The sequence below is a fragment of the Thermogutta sp. genome (assembly GCF_039793925.1).
GTDB lineage: Bacteria > Planctomycetota > Planctomycetia > Pirellulales > Thermoguttaceae > Thermogutta.
The window spans coordinates 38,430-55,549 of record NZ_JBAMME010000133.1 but is presented as its reverse complement, the minus strand read 5'-3'; the positions used below and the strand labels follow the sequence as shown (position 1 = coordinate 55,549).

Here is a 17,120-nt window from a genome sequence, read left to right as displayed (position 1 = left end):
CTGCGGCAGAAGATTCTCGCCATGCCGGTGGACCTCCACACAGAAGTGGAGTGAAGCGACTGCGGCTCTGCAAAGCGGCCGTGCGTCGACTGTGACGGTGGCACGGGTTGCTCGCCGATGGTCCCTTTGAACAGCTTTTGTCTTTAATCAAATTGAAATTGAAGAGCGAGTGTACAAGCCAATCCTTACGTCACCGCATGCCGCAGCTTTGATATTTAGCCGCGACATTTGACGTTAAGGCCCGAAATCGACCAGCGGGATTTGCCCCTTCCTACGGTTTAAGATCGATGTTGAAGGTGTTCTCGCCTGGCTGAACAGTTATGAATAACCCGGACGTCTTCTCATTTTCATACTTAGCCGGAAGTTCATTTTGGGGTCCCGTTTTCGCTTGCTGTGGCGCTTGCTGATACTGTAAGTAAGCCTGCATTTCACTTTCGGGGTCCTCCCTTGCAGCCTGTTGCTGCTGACTTGGAACCCGATACTTGGTCACTTTGACTAAATATTCTCCGGGGATTGCTCCATCGCCCGTTGCAAACGTGCCGATTGTATATCGGCCATTCGCGTCAGTAATGGCTGTGGCCGCCCGGGGTTTTGGATCCCCGGCGTTAGGATCCTTAGGCACGAAAGTGACTGTAGCACCCTCCACGGGTTTGCCGTTGAACGTGACCGTTCCTGTCACTGGGTAGGTTTTCGGTTTCGATGGTTGATTCGAGCACCCCGTCATCGCCACACCGGCGGAGAAAAAGACCAGTAGGCACACCAAGGATGTCCGAATAATACGGTTGGTCGCGACGACGAGTTGCGACAGAAAACGCACTTGTGGGCAATGCCTCGGAGTTGTTGTCGCGGAACTTCTAAAACGCGCGTCAGTTCGCATGGCATGCCTCCCGAAAATCCATCATTTGGCTGCTAACAGCGATGCATCTCCGACTAACGCCTGCCGCTGGCATCTTCTTCGCTCATTTGTTATGCCATCTCGATTGTGCGCACTGCAAGACGGAAGCCATCCGAAGGCCTACCGTCTCAATCAATCCACTAAAATAACCCGTGGGGTGCGTGTCAGCTCCCGCAGGACAGATGTTCAGCGTGCTTGGCGTGAAGTTCCCATTTCCCCCGCATGAAAAAAAGGTATGTGAACCGGCTTGATTCAAGGGGAAATCAAATAGGCACCGGCGGTTGGTCACAGACGCTCTAGGAGCATTAAAAGCCCGCAGAAACACTTTCACCACCTGCGCGAGATCCAAGTGCTCCCCACACACCGTAAACGCTCTGCCCTTGCATCGGCTGGAATGCTGCCAAATTACCCGTATCAATCGTCTGCGAAATGAACCTCACTGATCCATCCGCAAACAAACAGTTCACGCCCCCGGGATGCCGGCTGCTCGGGGGTAACACGACATTGTTGTCCCAGCCCCAGCTATTTTGAGTCTCAGCACAACTGGGGCTGTTAGGAGGCAGTACAGTGTTAAAGCCCACATAAATGGACAGACCGAATGTCCATTTCACTCCGCGGCGGCTGTTGACGGGCCGTCCCGCCAGATAGTACTTGCCATCGGTTGTCGCGAGGCAGTTGATGGGGGATGCTGCGAGCCCCCCAACCGCTGTTGTGATTGCCTTAACATGCTCAACTTCGCCATTGCGCTGCGTGGTGTAATCGGATCCCATATCACCGACACCACCTCTATCTTGCACGATTTGTTCGCTCATCGCGATCGTGTTACTTGTTCCGTCGATAATGTCGGAAAAGCGATAAGTCGTGTTTCTGCAAAATAGTCCGCGAACGTCCGTCGAATTGTTTGCGTTTTGTACTTGGTCCCCCACGCAAAAAGCGTAAGCCGTATGCCGGCCATTCTTGTCGGGAATCCCATCGTTGGACGGGCAAAGCAGAACATCGGGTGAGTTATTCCACACACTCCAGCCCCAGTGCGGCCAACCCCCCTCAGGGGCTACGGGTTGTCCACCGTTTGTGGCCCCGGTTGGGTCTCCAGCGCGAATCTGGTCGTACATCGCCTTTTGCTCGATATAGGGAAGCAAGGAGACGAACCCGGACCGTTGTTCCCAGTTAGCTGCCCAACCCCAAGGAAGACCACCATAGCCTGAGTTAGTCCCTCCCGCGCGGTAAACCAGGGTTCCGTTTACGTCGTGATAATTGTGAAGGCCGAGTCCAAGTTGCTTCAAATTGTTCGTGCACTGGCTACGTCTTGCAGCCTCCCGCGCTGCCTGCACGGCGGGGAGCAGTAGTGCGATCAAAATGCCGATTATGGCAATAACGACTAATAGTTCCACGAGAGTGAAACCGTTCGCCAATTCGCGATCTATGGGAACAAAGCCCCCTCTTTTGTCACACGGTTGTTTGGTTTTGACTTTACTCATCGCTCCACCTCCGCGCTTGAGCAAGAAGGTCCAATGAACCCGAACAGATTATTTGACGAAACATGTATGGCGGCCCACCAACCGCTCGTTATTTTAGCTTCGTCTCCAATTAGTGCAAGAATTTTGCGAGTAACTTTGTGGCAGCCTGGACGCGCCTAGACTGATTCCGCGCCAGCGACACCCGGTTTTGGTTTAAGTGAACCACGCCTTAACGCTCTGCTGTGATTTGGTTTGCAGCAATAAGGCATCGGCTGCCCGCTACTCTCGCTATGTAGTGTAGTATGAATGTTTAGTATTTAGTTAATATCGAGCCTCATTGGGCCCTCTTTTGGAGCAGATGCGATGCCAATATTCTGGTTGTTCTGCCATTCCATCCTGTTTTGAAATTTGTCCCCAGCCTACGAGACCGTTAGGTGTGCCGGGTACTCCTTAACGCCAAGCGGAGATGGTGGATGTTCGGTTACAGAACAAGGGCGTAGGCCTGCGCGACAAAACCCAGTGTCATCCCTAACTCGTGGAAGAGCTGCGGCAGAAGATTCTCGCCATGCCGGTGGACCTCCACACAGAAGTGGAGTGAATGGCTGGGAGAATGCTTGGGCACGTACCGGTGTCACGACGGTGGCGGTCATAACGTGGTCGAAGTATCCCCCCAATCACCACACCTGGTAGACGGGGAAATCTTAAAGACGTGTGACAAGTGATTGATAGTCAGCGGCGGTAGGAACCGTTCCGAGCATTGCCATTCCCATTGCCCCCATTTCCGCGGACATTGGGGCGAGCTGCAAGATACCCCAGCGAATCTTTTCCCAGGAGGCTTTCCAGCTGCTTTTCAAGTTCTTCATCCAGGCGCACTCCCAGCCCGTCACAGGCCATGAGGACGCGGCGGCCATCCGCAAGCTGGATTAATAGCTGCAGGGAGCACGGGCCGGGATGTTCACGCACGATGCGGTAGAGGTCGGTGAGGATGTCCGGGCCGTGTTGCGGCTCGGAAAGCCGGATTTCTATTCCCCGCGTGAAGCGACGGCGAAGCTCATCCACCGGGACAAGCTCCTGGACGATCAATGTGGCTTCTTCACCACCTCCGCGTTTGTCTACTGTGGCGAGGGCTACGAGAACGGCATCATCCTTCAATAGATGACCCAGCCGGGCGTACGGCTCCGGCCAGAGGATGCACCGCACGATCCCGGACATATCTTCCAGATCGAACATGGCGAACTTGGTGGGGCCGTCGGTCCGCACTGTTCGCGTGTGTCTGGTGACGATCGCCGACACGACGCCGCCAACTACCACTTCCGTGCCTTGGGGAAGTTGCCCCAGTTCATCGATGGTGTGGGTGCAATAACGGCGGAGCATCTGCTCGTACTCCCGGAGCGGATGACTGGAAAAGTAAAATCCCAGCACCTCTTTTTCTCGGGCGAGCTTTTCGTGGTCTTCCCATTCCGGGATGTCAGGCAGCCGCTCCTCAACAGAGGACACAGATTCGCTGTTATCTCCGAAGAGGCTCAACTGGCCGATGCGTCGATCTTCGGCGGCGCTGGCTCCGGCGTGAATGGCCTGGTCGAGGACTGCCCATAGTTGTGAGCGCCTTACTCCGAGCGAATCAAACGCCCCGGCCTTGATGAGGGATTCGATTGCCGAACGGTTGACCGCTGCTTCATCGAGTCGTTCGCAGAATTCGAAGAGACTTTTGTAGGGCCCGTTTCGCCGACGTTCCTCGACAATGCGTTCCGCCGCCGATCCCCCGCAGCCCTTGATGGCTGCCAGCCCGAAGACGATTTTTCCGTCGGCCACGGTGAACTCCACTTCCGAGCGGTTGATGTCCGGCGGCAACACGACCAGGCCCATCCGGTGGCAGTCTTCGAGATGCTCGACAAGGGAATCTTTGCGGGTGAAATTGCGGTTGCTGATGTCGCTGGAGAGCAGGGCTGCCATGAACTGGAGCGGATAATGAGCCTTGAGATAGGCCGTAATATAAGCGATCCGTGCGTAGGCCGTGGAGTGGCTCTTGTTGAAGCCGTATCCGGCAAATTTCTCGACGAGATTAAAAAGCTCCTCGGCATCCTGGCGGCTCAGCCCTTGGGCGCAGGCTCCTTCCACGAACTGTTCCCGGTACTTGGCAATTTTGTCGAGTTTTTTCTTGCTGATTGCTTTGATGCAGGTGTACGCGTCGGCCAGTTCGATGCCCCCCAGCCGATTGAGAATCTGCATGACCTGCTCTTGATAGACCATCACCCCATGAGTTTCTTCGAGGATTTCCTTCATCACGGGGTGTTTGTACTCGGGTTTCTTGCGACCGTGTTTGACTTCGATGTAGTCGTCGACCATCCCGCCCTCCAGCGGTCCGGGGCGATAGAGGGCGTTGACCGCGATGATGTCGCGGATATTGTCAGGCTTCATGCGCTGGAGGAGTTCGCGAATACCCCCACTTTCCAGTTGGAAAACGCCTTTCGTTTCACCCCGCGAGAGAAGGTCATACGTCTCACGGTCGTCGAGGGGAAACGCATAAGGATCGACACGTTCGCCTGTTGTTTCCTCGATGAGCTTGATGACCTTGGAGAGGAGGGTGAGGTTGCGCAGGCCGAGAAAGTCCATTTTCAAAAGGCCCGCCCGTTCCACGTCCGCCATTGCCCACTGGGTGATAATTTCCTCCTTCCCCTGGACATGCTGGAGGGGAACATACTCGACCAGCGGTTTATCGGCGATAACGACACCCGCCGCGTGAGTGCCGACGTTTCGGGCAAGCCCCTCAATTTGTCTTGCATAATCGATAATTTCCCGCACCCGCAGGTCGGTCTCGTATTTTTTGCGAAGATCTTCACTCTTTTCCAGAGCTGCCTGAAGCGTGACCTTGGGTCCTTCGGGAACCAGGGCCGTGATCTCGTTGACGAAGGCCACCGGATGTCCGAGGACTCGACCCACGTCGCGGATGGCAGCACGGGCGGCCATTGTGCCAAAGGTACAAATTTGCGCGACGTTGTCGTGGCCGTATTTCTCCTTCACGTATTGAATGACTTCCTCACGCCGCTCCTGACAGAAATCGATGTCGATATCGGGCGCTTCCCGACGGTTGAGATCGAGAAACCGTTCGAAGAGCAGGCCATACTCAATTGGACAGACGTGACTCAGCTTGAGCGCGTAACTGACTAGTGAACCCACGCCCGAACCGCGTGCTGTCGCCTGAATTCCCCGGCTTCGCGCAAATCGCACGAAGTCCCAGACGATCAAGAAATAGTTGGCAAAGCCCAGTTTATTGATCACGAATAATTCTTTCTCCAGCCGTTCAAGAACTTCGGGCGCGAGCTGGCCACCGCGAAAGCGCCGCGGGTCGTTCTGATAGCGTTCTTTGAGTCCTTCCAGACACAACTCGCGGAGATATTCCTCCGCGGTTTTGCCTTCCGGCGGGGTAAAGATGGGGAAATGACGCTGTCCGAGTTCCAACTCCAGGTCGATGAGGGCGGCGATTTCCTGCGTACGGCGCACGGCGTCTTCCAGTCCGGAAAACACGCTGTACATCTGTTCCGGAGAGCGCAGGTAATACTCTCGCCCATCCATCCGCATCCGGTTGGTATCGTTGCGAAACTTGCCGGTATTGATGCACAGGAGGACGTCCTGCGCGTCGGCGTCTTCGGGGAGGACGTAGTGCACGTCGCTGGTGGCGACAAGGGGGATATTCATTTTTCGGGCAACTTCCACGGCTCCCTTCATCGCCTGACGCTGAATTTCGGTGCCGTTGTCCTGAATCTCGATGAAATAGCGATCGCCGAACAGGCTGCGGAACCAGTCCGCCACCTCGCAACCTTTTTTGACGTCTGGCTCTTCCTTAGCAAGGAGTGTGCGCGCCAACTCGCCCGACGGGCAACCACTTAAGCAAATGAGGCCTTCGTGATACTGGGATAGCAGCTCCTTGTCAATTCGCGGACGATAGTAGAAACCCTCAAGATACGCTGCTGATGCCAACTTGAGCAGGTTTTGGAAACCCTGCCGGTTCATCGCCAGCAGCGTGAGATGGTAGCTGGCCTCCTTCATGCTCACCGCTTCCCGCTGGAATCGGCTGCCCGGCGCGATGTAGGCCTCATATCCAATGATCGGCTTGATGCCGCGGTCGCGGGCCTTTTGATAAAACTCCAGAGCCCCGTACAGGTTTCCGTGATCCGTGAGCGCCAGGGCGTTCATGCACAGATCACGGGTGCGGTCAAGGAGTCGATCAATCGTGCCCGCACCATCCAGCAGACTGTAATGGCTGTGACAGTGAAGATGAACAAATGGCGGTGTGGCCATGCTGCGTCCTCCGAGAAGTCACCGAGGCATCGTGCCGTGAGGTGTTCTGCCGATTGTAGCACTGGTTGCCATGTGGAAAAGAGCGCCCTTCAGGGTGGTGGCAATCCCCAACAGAGGCATGACTTGACAGATTGAGGACACGGTTCGTGCGTGAGCGTGCGATCGCTCCCTGGTTCCGGCTTTCGCAAAAGGATAAAACGATGATCCACGGACGTAAACGGGAGCCATCGCGCCGCCGGGTTGCATCCCATTCAATTTTGGGTAGTATGGCAAGAGGAGTGTCTGGTCATGAGCTGAGATTCGGCATCCCGGCATAGGTGGTCGTATGAACAATGTTTTGGCAATTGTCCTTGGGGGAGGAAGAGGAACACGACTCTATCCGCTGACCAAATATCGGTCCAAGCCGGCCGTCCCAATCGCTGGAAAGTATCGTCTCATCGACATTCCTCTTTCTAACTGCATCAACAGTGGAGTCAACCGAATTTACGTCCTTACCCAGTTCAACTCGGTGAGTCTCCACCGGCATATTCGGGCGACTTACAACTTTGACCTGTTTCATCGAGGATTTGTGGAGATTCTGGCAGCCCAGCAGACCCTTACGCGGACCGATTGGTACCAGGGGACTGCGGATGCGGTTCGGCAAAATCTTTCGTATATCGATCGCGATGACGTGGATTATGTTCTTATTCTTTCTGGGGATCAGCTTTATCGGATGGACTTTCGGAAACTTTTAGAAACGCACCAAAGAACTCAGGCTGACGTCACAATTGCGGCGCTACCCGTGACCGCTGAAGCCGCATCCGCGTTGGGGATTATGAGGATCGACGAGACCGGCCGGGTGATGGGCTTTCTGGAAAAACCAAAAACCCAGGAAGAGCTCAGTTTCATGCGGACTGATCCAGAATGGTTTGCACAGTTCGGGCTCAAAGCGGAGGGTCGACCTTTCCTGGCCAATATGGGAATCTACCTGTTCAACCGGCAGACGCTAGTGGACGTACTCGAAAAAACGGAGTACCGTGATTTCGGCAAGGAGGTCTTTCCCGCTTCCGTCCGTGCACGGCGAGTGTATGTGCATCTTTTCGATGGGTACTGGGAAGATATCGGAACCATTGGAGCTTTTTTCGAGGCCAATCTCGCCCTCACCCGTCCGTCGCCTCCTTTCGCCCTGGACCAGCCGGACGCACCAATTTACACTCGCGCGCGTTTCTTGCCGCCTTCGAGGATTGAAAGAGCAAATATTCGGGAGAGCCTTGTGGCCGACGGCTGTGTGATCGGTGAGGGGGCTGTGATCGAAAACAGTATCATCGGTCTGCGGAGTATTATCGGTCCGAACTGCGTCATCCGGAATTCCGTCATCATGGGGAACGACTTTTATGAGACGCCCACGGCAGACCGTCAGGCCCTTATGATCGGTGAGAACAGCTACATTGAAAACGCCATCGTGGATAAGAACTGTCGCATCGGCAAGAATGTCCGCATCGTCAACGCGGACGGTGTCAAGGAGGCCCCGGAAACGGAATATTGCATGATCCGCGACGGGGTCACGGTCATCCCCAAAGGAACCGTTCTGCCCGACAATTGGGCTCTCTGATATTGGGGTCGCGGGATCACCCGGTGGGTATCGTGTCAGCTTTGGGGAGGGACGCATGATGCAGAGACTCCGCCCTATTCTTGCGGTGATCGGATGGCTCACCGTTGGGTGGGGGATGCTTTTCGTTGTGGCCGCCCAGGTGACCAGCGACAGCGATGACGTGGCTATTCTCCTCCGCGCAGATAAGAACGGGGTCGAACAGGAAAACGCGGCATCTGCATGGGATCGCATTGTCGCTCGGGGCCCAGCCTCTTTGCCGGCGCTTCTCGAGGCGGCATCGCGGGCCAATCCTGTGGCCCTCAACTGGATCGTGACAGCGGCAGACTATATCGTGGACGTGGAACGCGCCAACTCCAGAAAAATTCCGGATGCCGTTTTTTTATCGGTGGTCGAAAATCGTGCAGCTCAACCAAAGATCCGCTGGTGGGCATGGCAGCGCTTGGACGAGCAGTCGCCCGAATTAGCGGCCAAAATTCTCGAAGCATCGCTCGACGATCCGGCCCCGCAGCTCCGTCGCGCGGCAATTGAAGCGGCGATACAAAAACTCGGTGACCTCGACTCGTTTTTGAGTCGTGTCGAAGACGCGGACGTCCGTCGAACCGTCGCTGCCCAATTGGAACGAATTTTCGAAGCAGCGCGCGATCGCGATCAGGTGGAAAAAATCGCCGGATGGTTAGAACAACTAGAAAAGCCCGTCGATTTGGCCGCTCATTACGGCTATATACGGTCTTGGCTGGTGGTGGGACCGTTTGAGAACACGGGCGACAGTGGATTTGATACGGCTTTTCCCCCGGAAACAACTCTTGACCCTCACCAAAAATATCCCGGCAAACACGGGGAGGTGACGTGGAAGGTAGTCACCATCGATGACGTCCATGGGCGGGTGGATCTCAATGCGATTCTGGGAGAAGAAAAAGGCGTTACAGCCTACGCCTGGGCGGTAATCGAGGTGGAGAAAGAACAACCGGCAGAGATTCGCTGGGCCACTCCCAACGCCACAAAATTGTGGCTCAATGGCCAGTTGCTTGCTGTCTTCCATGTGTACCATTCAGGCTACGAGGACGACCAGTACCGCGTGGAGTGCCGTCTGAAACCTGGAAAGAATCAGCTCCTGCTCAAAATTTGTCAAAATGAGCAGACACAAGATTGGGCCCGGCCGTGGGAATTCCGGCTTCGGGTCTGCGATGCCCTGGGTGGGGGTGTGGGCCGGGTGGCAACGATCGCTCTCCCGGCAAACCACAAGAAATAATCGTGTCTGCCCGGTGGAAGGTGCCCCGTTCTCGATGGTGGGGGAGCGTTGTGGCAATGAACGATTGCCGCTATACTGAGAGTTTCCCGCGCGATGGACTGAAGTTCCCCCAGCCGCCGAAGCAAGTATCCCCTCTTTGGGGATGATTGGCGGATGTGGCAAGGTCATAAAATAAGGAAACAATTTGAGGCCATTTGTCGGCAGGAGATTCACGCCATGACAATGGACAGAAGTCTCCGTATCCGGAAAGCTGCGGTAAAGATACGGAGCGTGCTCACCCGGGCCGAGCGAATCAAACGGCTCCAAGAACTCGAAAAGTTCAAGGATGGCGACTGCCCGCTGGGTTTGCCCAAAGTTCGGGTGCCCAAGATTTCCATGAAGAAGAAAAAGAAGAAAGAGGCCCCCGCTGCGCAGGGTCAGCAAAAGAAGTAAGCGCTGGCTCGCCCGTTGGCCTGGGGACGTTGACCGGGGGTGGCTTGCTCGGTCCAGGAAACTGGCAATTGCCGGGATTTGTATCCTCTCTTAAGAGAGGGTTCCCATTATGCGCGTCAAGCTGGACTACGGCCGGTCGGGCCTTTATGCGGAGCTGCCCGACGAGAACCTCGTCAAAATCCTTCGGTATCGCCCAGCAGAGCCTCTGGCTGATCCCCGGGCGGTCATTCGGGAACTTCTTTGGCGGCCGATCGGAACTCCCCCGCTTGCAGAGATTGCCGCTGGTAGGCGATCGGCCTGCATCGCCGTCTGCGATATCACCCGACCTGTTCCCAATGAATTAATCCTTTCCGAGATGCTTCCCATTTTGGAGATGGCGGGCATCCCTCGGGAAAGGATTCTCATTCTCATTGCCACGGGGCTGCACCGGCCAAATCTCGGCAACGAACTGATCCAAATTCTGGGGAAGGAGATCACGGAGAAGTACTGGGTGGAGAATCACTCGGGCCTGGATCCCCACGAGCATGAGTATTTGGGCGAAAGCCCCCGCGGAGTGCCGATCTGGATTGATCGCCGCTATCTGCAGGCGGACTTGAAGATCACGGTGGGCCTGATTGAGCCGCATTTCATGGCCGGCTACTCTGGAGGCCGGAAACTTGTTTGCCCCGGCCTGGCGGCCCTGGAAACCGTTCGCGCATGGCATTCTCCCCGATTCCTCGAACATCCCCGGGCCCGCAGCGGTGTGCTGGAAGGGAACCCCGTGCACGAGGAAAACACCTGGATCGCTCGTCGGGCGGGCTGCGATTTCATCGTCAATGTGGTCCTGGATGAGGAACGGCGAGTCGTGCATGCGGTGGCGGGGGACATGGAAGCCGCCTTTCTGGAAGGCGTCCGCTTCGTAGACACGATGGTTCGCGACACGGTGCCCGAGCCCGTGGATGTCGTGGTGACCACCTCGGCCGGTTATCCCCTGGACGCCACGTTTTATCAATCCGTCAAGGGCATGGTGGCGGCGGAACCGATTGTGAAACCCGGCGGTACGGTCATTCTCGCTGCGGAGATCTCCGAGGGCATCGGCAGTCCGGAATTCCAACAGATCTTCCGGGAGCACTCCTCGCTGGATGAATTCATGGAGCGAATCACTCAGGGCAACTATTTCCGCATGGACCAGTGGCAACTGGAAGAGATGGCCAAGGTTCGCCGCAAGGCTCGGATTGTCGTGGTCACCGAGGGGTTGTCCGCGACACAACTCGAGCGGCTCTTCGTGGAGAGTGCTCCCAGCGTGGAAGCGGCTCTGGCGGAGTGTCGCCGCCGATACGGCCCGAATATGACGGTGGCGGTTATTCCCAAGGGACCGTATCTGATCGCGGATGTTGAACCGCAAATGGCGACTGCGCGATAGTTCTCCGTGACGCCGGCCGCTTGAGCTGAAAACAGTTCCACGCGATCGGGTTCCGGAGGTAGTCCCTGCTTCAGGGTAGGGCTAATTCATCAAGTGCGCCTTCAGCGCACTGCGATTTTGGCCCTTCCCACCTCCAAACGCAAAGGAGGGCAGATCACGTCCTGGCGGAAACACCGGAGCCGCTGGAAGTGCGATTCCGCTTCCGCTGAAGGATGATCTCTTCCTGGATGGATGGTGGTACCCGGCGGTACTTGGAGAACTCGAGACTGAACGTTCCCTGCCCCTGGGTAAGACTTCGCAGCGTGGTGGAGTAACCGAACGTTTCGGCGAGCGGGACTTCGCCTTCGATCCTCACGAGATTGCCCAGCGAATGTGTCCCCAGGACAACACCGCGGCGGCCGATGAGGTCCCCCACGACTGATCCCTGCGCCGATTCGGGACACTCAATCTCGATTTTCATGATCGGTTCGAGGAGCACCGGTCGGGTCTGCGGGAAGGCCTCGCGCATGACCATCTGTGCGCAAATCTGAAATGCCAGGTCGGAGCTGTCCACTTCATGGTAGGAGCCGTCTTCCACGATGACCTTCAGGCCCACGATGGGATAACCGGCCAGGGGTCCTTTTTCCAGGCTGCTGCGGAGTCCTTTCTCGATGGCCGGAATGTACTGCTTGGGAATTCGGCCACCGACGATGCATTCTTCGAACACGAACGTTTCTTCGCTGTCCTCGGGGAGAGGTTCCATCTTTCCGATGATATGGGCGTACTGACCGGCACCGCCTGTCTGTTTGCGATGCCGCACGTTGAATGTGGTGGGTTCCGTGGGGGCTTCCCGATAGTTGACTTTGGGCGCGCCCACAAGCACATCCACCCCGTATTCTCTCCGCAACCGTTCCACGTAGATGTCGAGATGGAGTTCGCCCATTCCCGCGATGAGCGTTTCGCCACTTTCCTCGTCGATGGTTACGTGGAGAGTGGGGTCTTCACGGCGGAATCGAGCAAGAGCTTTCGCCAGACGTTCCGCCGCATTGCGTTCCACCGGGGTGATGGACATCTTGATGACCGGCTCGGGGATGTACATCCGCTCCAGCGTGCAGGCGGGGTAGGATTCGGCATACGTATCTCCGCTGGCGGCGTCCAAACCGACCACCGCCACGATGTCACCAGCGGTGGCCCCCTCGATCTCCTCTCGTTTGTCGGCGTGCATCCGCACGATGCGACCGAATCGCTCGCGCTTGCCCGTCCGCTGATTGTAGTAGTATCCGCCTTTACAGAGCGTGCCTTGATACACGCGCAGAAACGTGAGCGCTCCAAAGGGATCTTCCACCAGTTTGAAGGCCATGGCCACAGCCGGTGCGGCAGGGTCCGCGGAAAGGAGCATGCTGGCCGTTTCTTCTCCCGGCGGAATCGCGCGGACTTCCACTTCCAGCGGAGAAGGCAAAAGACGAACTACGGCATCCAAAAGCGGTTGCACCCCCTTATTCTTGAAAGCAGAACCAAGGAAGACAGGAGTCATTTGAAGGCTGCATGTGGCCGCCTTGGCAACTCGCCAGATCAGCTCCTGCGGGGGTTCCTCTTCCGCCAGCAAGATTTCCAAAAGCTCGTCGCTGTACATGGCGAGCGATTCGAGCATGTGCTGCCGGGCCTGCCGGGCGGATTCCATCAGTTCCCCGGGAATTGCCTCCCGACGAACATGTTCTCCATGGGCACCGTCGAAATAAACGGCCTCCATGGTCACCAGGTCGATGACCCCACGGAAGTCCGACTCCCGGCCGATGGGGAGTTGCATGAGGACCGCATCGCAGTCCAGGCGATCCTTCATCTGCTGAACCACCCGGAACGGATCGGCTCCTACGCGATCCATCTTGTTGATAAACGCCAGCCGGGGCACGTGGTAGCGCCGCATCTGGCGATCAATAGTAAGCGACTGCGCCTGGACACCACCCACCGCGCAGAGGACCAGAATCGCCCCGTCCAATACCCGTAGACTCCGCTCCACTTCAATCGTGAAATCGACGTGGCCGGGAGTGTCGATGAGGTTGATGACGGCTTCTCCCCAGCGGACGGTGGTGGCGGCACTGGTGATGGTGATCCCGCGTTCCCGTTCCAGCTCCATGTAGTCCATGGTGGCGCCGGGCCCATCCCCGTGGACCTCGCCGATCCGATGGATCCGACCTGTGTAGTACAGGATCCGCTCGCTGAGCGTGGTCTTTCCGGAATCGATGTGGGCGGAAATACCGATGTTGCGAATGTTTTTCAGGGGTTCAGCGTTGGGCATAAAGCGTCGAGATCTGAGTTGTTTCTGACAAAAAATGCTTTTTGGCTATCTAATGGCAATCGAACGATTGTTCTGAAATTTTGACAAAAATTCCCTCCCGCTCATCATCGTGGCGCTAAGCTCGACAAGCGACCGGAAAGGCTGAACTGGATGGTTGGCGAAACGAGACCCTTCGGCCAGCGGGGCGGGATTCCGTGTTACTCTGCCCCAGTCGTGCTTGGACCTCGGCACTCCATGTGGTTACCAGGAGCGTCCAGCACCCCTTGCCATGACGGGTTGATTCATTCTAAGCCACAGTCAAGGGTTTGTCCACAGCGCGCTGGGGGAAGTTTATAAAGAACGAACCGGAGGAGCGCACGTCGTGCGCGTCTAACGTCCCCCAACTGCCGGGCCGCAAGACAGTGTGAGCGCCGGTTCAGTACGGCAGCTCTTCTTCGCTTTCGACTTCGGGAAGAAGGGCCTGGTGGCGCTCGTGGCGGGTTTCATTCGTGGTGATCACCCGAATACCGGGGGCGTCGTCCAGCGGACACACGTATTCGCAGACACCGCAGCCGATGCACTTTTCCGGGTCCACCTTTGGCAGCTTGATCAACCGTTTTTTCCCTTCGCGGAGCTCCACCTCGGTTTCCACGCAGTAGATCGCCTTTTCGGGGATGGGGCAGTGTTCTTCGCACACCACGCAATTCCGTCCGTAGACGTACGGAATGCAGCGCGTCACATCGAACGCCGCCAGACCGATCTTGATCTGGTGCTTCTCCTCCTCGGTCAGCGGTCGAATTGCCTCGGTGGGGCAAACATGCCCGCAGGCCGTGCAGGTGTAATCGCAATATCCGATGATGGGCACCAGGTGGGGTGTGAAGAGGCCTTCCAAACCTGCTTCCGTGATGGCAGGTTGCAGGCCACCGGTGGGACACACTTTCATGCACATCCCACAAGCGGTGCAACGGGCGAGAAAGTCCGGCTCGGGTCGGGATCCAGGTGGGCGGATAAGCCGGGGATGATACACCGAGCCGCGTCCCTGCGGGGTGGTCCGCAGGAATGCGAAACCCGCCAATCCTCCTACCGCCGCCCAAAGGACTCCCCGCCGCGTCAGGCCCACCGGCTGGACGGCCGGTTCCTTACGCCAGATAGCCGGCTGGAAAGTGAACTCGCATGCATCCCGAGGGCAGGTTGTGGAGCAGTTCAGGCAGACAAAGCATTCGCTGGGCTTCCAGCCGCTTCCAAATCCACTTGCCGAAGCCCCATGACAGGCTGTGGTGCACAGGCCGCATTCGTTGCAACTCTCCGAGGCCACCGCCCTGCGGAGCATGGGTCGTTTGGCGAGCAGACCCAGCAGGGCCCCCAGCGGACACAGATATCGGCACCAGAATCGCCGCCGATAGGCGTTGGCTGCCAGAATCGCAATAAAAAAAGCGAGAATCAGCCCCGTCCCCAAAAACGCCTGCTTGGGCAGCACAAAGACGTGATTGCGCAGATATTGATAAGCCGGTTCCGTGACGCTCGTCAGTTTGAAGCGGCCAAGCCGCGGATCCGTCTGATAAACCGCGTTGGCCCCCGTCTCAATTCCCCATTGGGCTGCCGGAAGAATAGACGTGGTTGCCGTGCGGTAAAGGAGGACCAGTGGATCAAAAATGGTGATCCAGTGCCCACCCAGCAGGGCCATGACGAGGGCCCCGCCCAGAATGTAGTACTTCGCTTTTTGCCAGGGTGAAAAGGTGTCACGGCGTTTGGCAGGTTTTTGCACCTTATCCAGGGCCCAGCCGGTCATCGCGTGGACGGTTCCTAAGGGACAGATCCACCCGCAGAAAACGCGTCCCAGAATAACTGTCAGCACAACCGTGACCAACGAGAAAAGGGCCAGTAGCGGCACCGCATGTGCCGCCAGAACGGTCAAAAGCAGGATGAGCGGATCGGCGAGAAAATACGCTTTCAGCCACCAGGAAGGTGTTTCTCCGGGAACAGGGCGGGTGGCGAATATGAGCCCGATAAAAGCCAGCAAAAAGACAATCTGCATCACCCGCCGTATCCACCGGCGAAAGGGCAGACGTCGTTTCATGAAAGGGTGATCTCCTTGGGTTGCAGCGAGCGGTAATCCATGGTTCCCAAACCTACCTGATGCCCTTTCACGATGGAGCCGATGTCCGTCGGCTTGCGTCCCAGCATCTCCGCACCGAAGGCATCCAGAGCGACGATGTCGGTTCCGGCGGCCAGTGTGAGCCGAACCGCCACGTCCTGGATGTTACCGCCCTTGGGACCATGAGCGAGCATCACCCGCGTGCAATCCAGCAAACACAGGGTGGGCCGCATAAATCGAGTGATGTCGGCAAGGCAGGTGGGAATGTCCTGGTGGAAAACGCGGCGGTTTTCGATGACTCCCATGTAGTTTTTCATGCACAACGTGGCGGTTGCCAGAACGTGGTGCTTGGCGATGGGGACGTTGATGACCACGTCGCTTTCCACAATTTCGGGATAAACGGGAATACTCTTGACGCGCTCGCCTTTGATGTCCATTTCCCGGAAGCGGTCCCGGTCGAGGAAAATGACCTGCGCACCGGCTTTGCGAGCAGCATCGGCGATTCCGCTGGAGGCGTAGGCCTTCTGCGCAAGGTCACAGGGATTGTCGCCAACTTTGACGACCTTGGCCCCTGCGTCCAGGCACAACCGGACGAGAGTAGCCACCACATCAGGATTGGTGTTGGCGCCCAGCTCCGGGGTGCGGTCCCACCCGATGTTTGGCTTGATCCAGACCACGTCGCCCCGCTTGACGAACCGAGACATGCCACCGAGGGCTGCCACGGCCTGTTCGGTGAGTTGCGTGGCGATCTTTGCAAATTCAGCGGGTGATTGCGGGGCTGGTCCCGCCCATTTTGTGATGGCCATCTTGGTTTCTGATGGCGCGGCCCAGCTCGATTGAGCAGGCAGAAGCAGTCCCCCCGTAGCGACCGCAGAGTGCCAGAGAAACTCCCGGCGAGTGGATTTCGCGTGCATTGGTGCTCCCCCCATGCAAAAAGGAATGGCGCGAAACTTCGGTCAGTCGAATGTCAGACAGCAAATCTGTACAAAACGCAGGCAGGATAAATAAGGGAAATACAGTACCGCATAACCTGATTAACAGCATAGCCGCAACGGCAAGATTTTACAAGCGCGACTGTTAAAAAAAGGGAAACTCGCTTGACAGTCGAAAGGCCGTGCTTTGGTGGGTTCCGCGCAGTGTCGCAAGGCGATCTCGGCGGTGAGGATTTCACGCGCCCCGGTGCAACGCACGCTGCTGATTCTCCCCTAACGCTTGATCGGCAATGACTTAGCCGCAATTCCTCCCGCCATGCACGGATCCTTTCTGCGTGCTCAGGAGGAGGAAATCCAGGGTACAATACAGGCGGCATGCAAGGGACAATGACTGGGTAGCTAAAACCCTATCGTCTGGGAGAGAACCTAGAAGCCTCGCGGGCTGCGTCTGGACTTGCGGGAATTACCGAGGCGCGGCGGCTAGGCCGTTTGATTACTTCTCGTCTGAAGAGCG

10 protein-coding genes are annotated in these 17,120 nt (G+C 57.0%); 4 read left to right on the top strand and 6 right to left on the bottom strand.

All coding sequences use genetic code 11. The features are described 5' to 3' along the window. Window positions 1-271: 271 nt before the first annotated feature. The 3 genes from ABJK56_RS05625 to dnaE all read right to left on the bottom strand — a co-directional run bounded on the left by ABJK56_RS05625 (window position 272) and on the right by dnaE (window position 6,651). Window positions 272-877, bottom strand: coding sequence for a hypothetical protein (locus ABJK56_RS05625; RefSeq protein WP_347243687.1), 606 nt, complete (start codon window positions 875-877; stop codon window positions 272-274). A 323-nt stretch (window positions 878-1,200) separates the two neighbouring features. Beyond that, entirely contained in the window at window positions 1,201-2,373 is a 1,173-nt protein-coding gene (locus ABJK56_RS05620) for a DUF1559 domain-containing protein (protein ID WP_347243686.1), read from the bottom strand. 708 nt (window positions 2,374-3,081) lie between these two features. Continuing rightward, window positions 3,082-6,651 (bottom strand): DNA polymerase III subunit alpha, encoded by a 3,570-nt coding sequence (dnaE, locus tag ABJK56_RS05615; RefSeq protein WP_347243685.1) that lies wholly within the window; start codon window positions 6,649-6,651, stop codon window positions 3,082-3,084. A 325-nt stretch (window positions 6,652-6,976) separates the two neighbouring features. On the opposite strand from dnaE, the gene ABJK56_RS05610 reads away from it, so the two are divergent. The 4 genes from ABJK56_RS05610 to larA all read left to right on the top strand — a co-directional run bounded on the left by ABJK56_RS05610 (window position 6,977) and on the right by larA (window position 11,325). Further along, window positions 6,977-8,242 carry a glucose-1-phosphate adenylyltransferase gene (locus ABJK56_RS05610; protein WP_347243684.1) on the top strand — a complete coding sequence of 422 codons (1,266 nt, stop codon included), beginning with the start codon at window positions 6,977-6,979 and terminating at the stop codon, window positions 8,240-8,242. A 55-nt stretch (window positions 8,243-8,297) separates the two neighbouring features. Further along, window positions 8,298-9,491, top strand: coding sequence for a hypothetical protein (locus tag ABJK56_RS05605; protein WP_347243683.1), 1,194 nt, complete (start codon window positions 8,298-8,300; stop codon window positions 9,489-9,491). Between the two features lie 216 nt (window positions 9,492-9,707). After that, on the top strand, window positions 9,708-9,923 hold the full coding sequence (locus ABJK56_RS05600) for a small basic protein (protein WP_347243682.1): 216 nt from the start codon (window positions 9,708-9,710) through the stop codon (window positions 9,921-9,923). Window positions 9,924-10,032: 109 nt separating this feature from the next. Further along, window positions 10,033-11,325, top strand: coding sequence for a nickel-dependent lactate racemase (larA, locus tag ABJK56_RS05595; protein WP_347243681.1), 1,293 nt, complete (start codon window positions 10,033-10,035; stop codon window positions 11,323-11,325). Between the two features lie 154 nt (window positions 11,326-11,479). On the opposite strand, the gene fusA is transcribed toward larA, so the two are convergent. The 3 genes from fusA to ABJK56_RS05580 all read right to left on the bottom strand — a co-directional run bounded on the left by fusA (window position 11,480) and on the right by ABJK56_RS05580 (window position 16,588). Further along, complete coding sequence (fusA, locus tag ABJK56_RS05590; RefSeq protein ID WP_347243680.1) at window positions 11,480-13,600, bottom strand: elongation factor G; 2,121 nt, start codon at window positions 13,598-13,600, stop codon at window positions 11,480-11,482. A gap of 415 nt (window positions 13,601-14,015) precedes the next feature. After that, the gene (locus ABJK56_RS05585) at window positions 14,016-15,656 is read right to left on the bottom strand and encodes a 4Fe-4S binding protein (RefSeq protein ID WP_347243679.1); all 1,641 of its coding nucleotides are present in this window, start codon (window positions 15,654-15,656) and stop codon (window positions 14,016-14,018) included. After that, complete coding sequence (locus ABJK56_RS05580) at window positions 15,653-16,588, bottom strand: DUF362 domain-containing protein (RefSeq protein WP_347243678.1); 936 nt, start codon at window positions 16,586-16,588, stop codon at window positions 15,653-15,655. The genes ABJK56_RS05585 and ABJK56_RS05580 overlap by 4 nt, the downstream gene beginning before the upstream one ends. Between the last annotated feature and the right edge of the window lie 532 nt (window positions 16,589-17,120).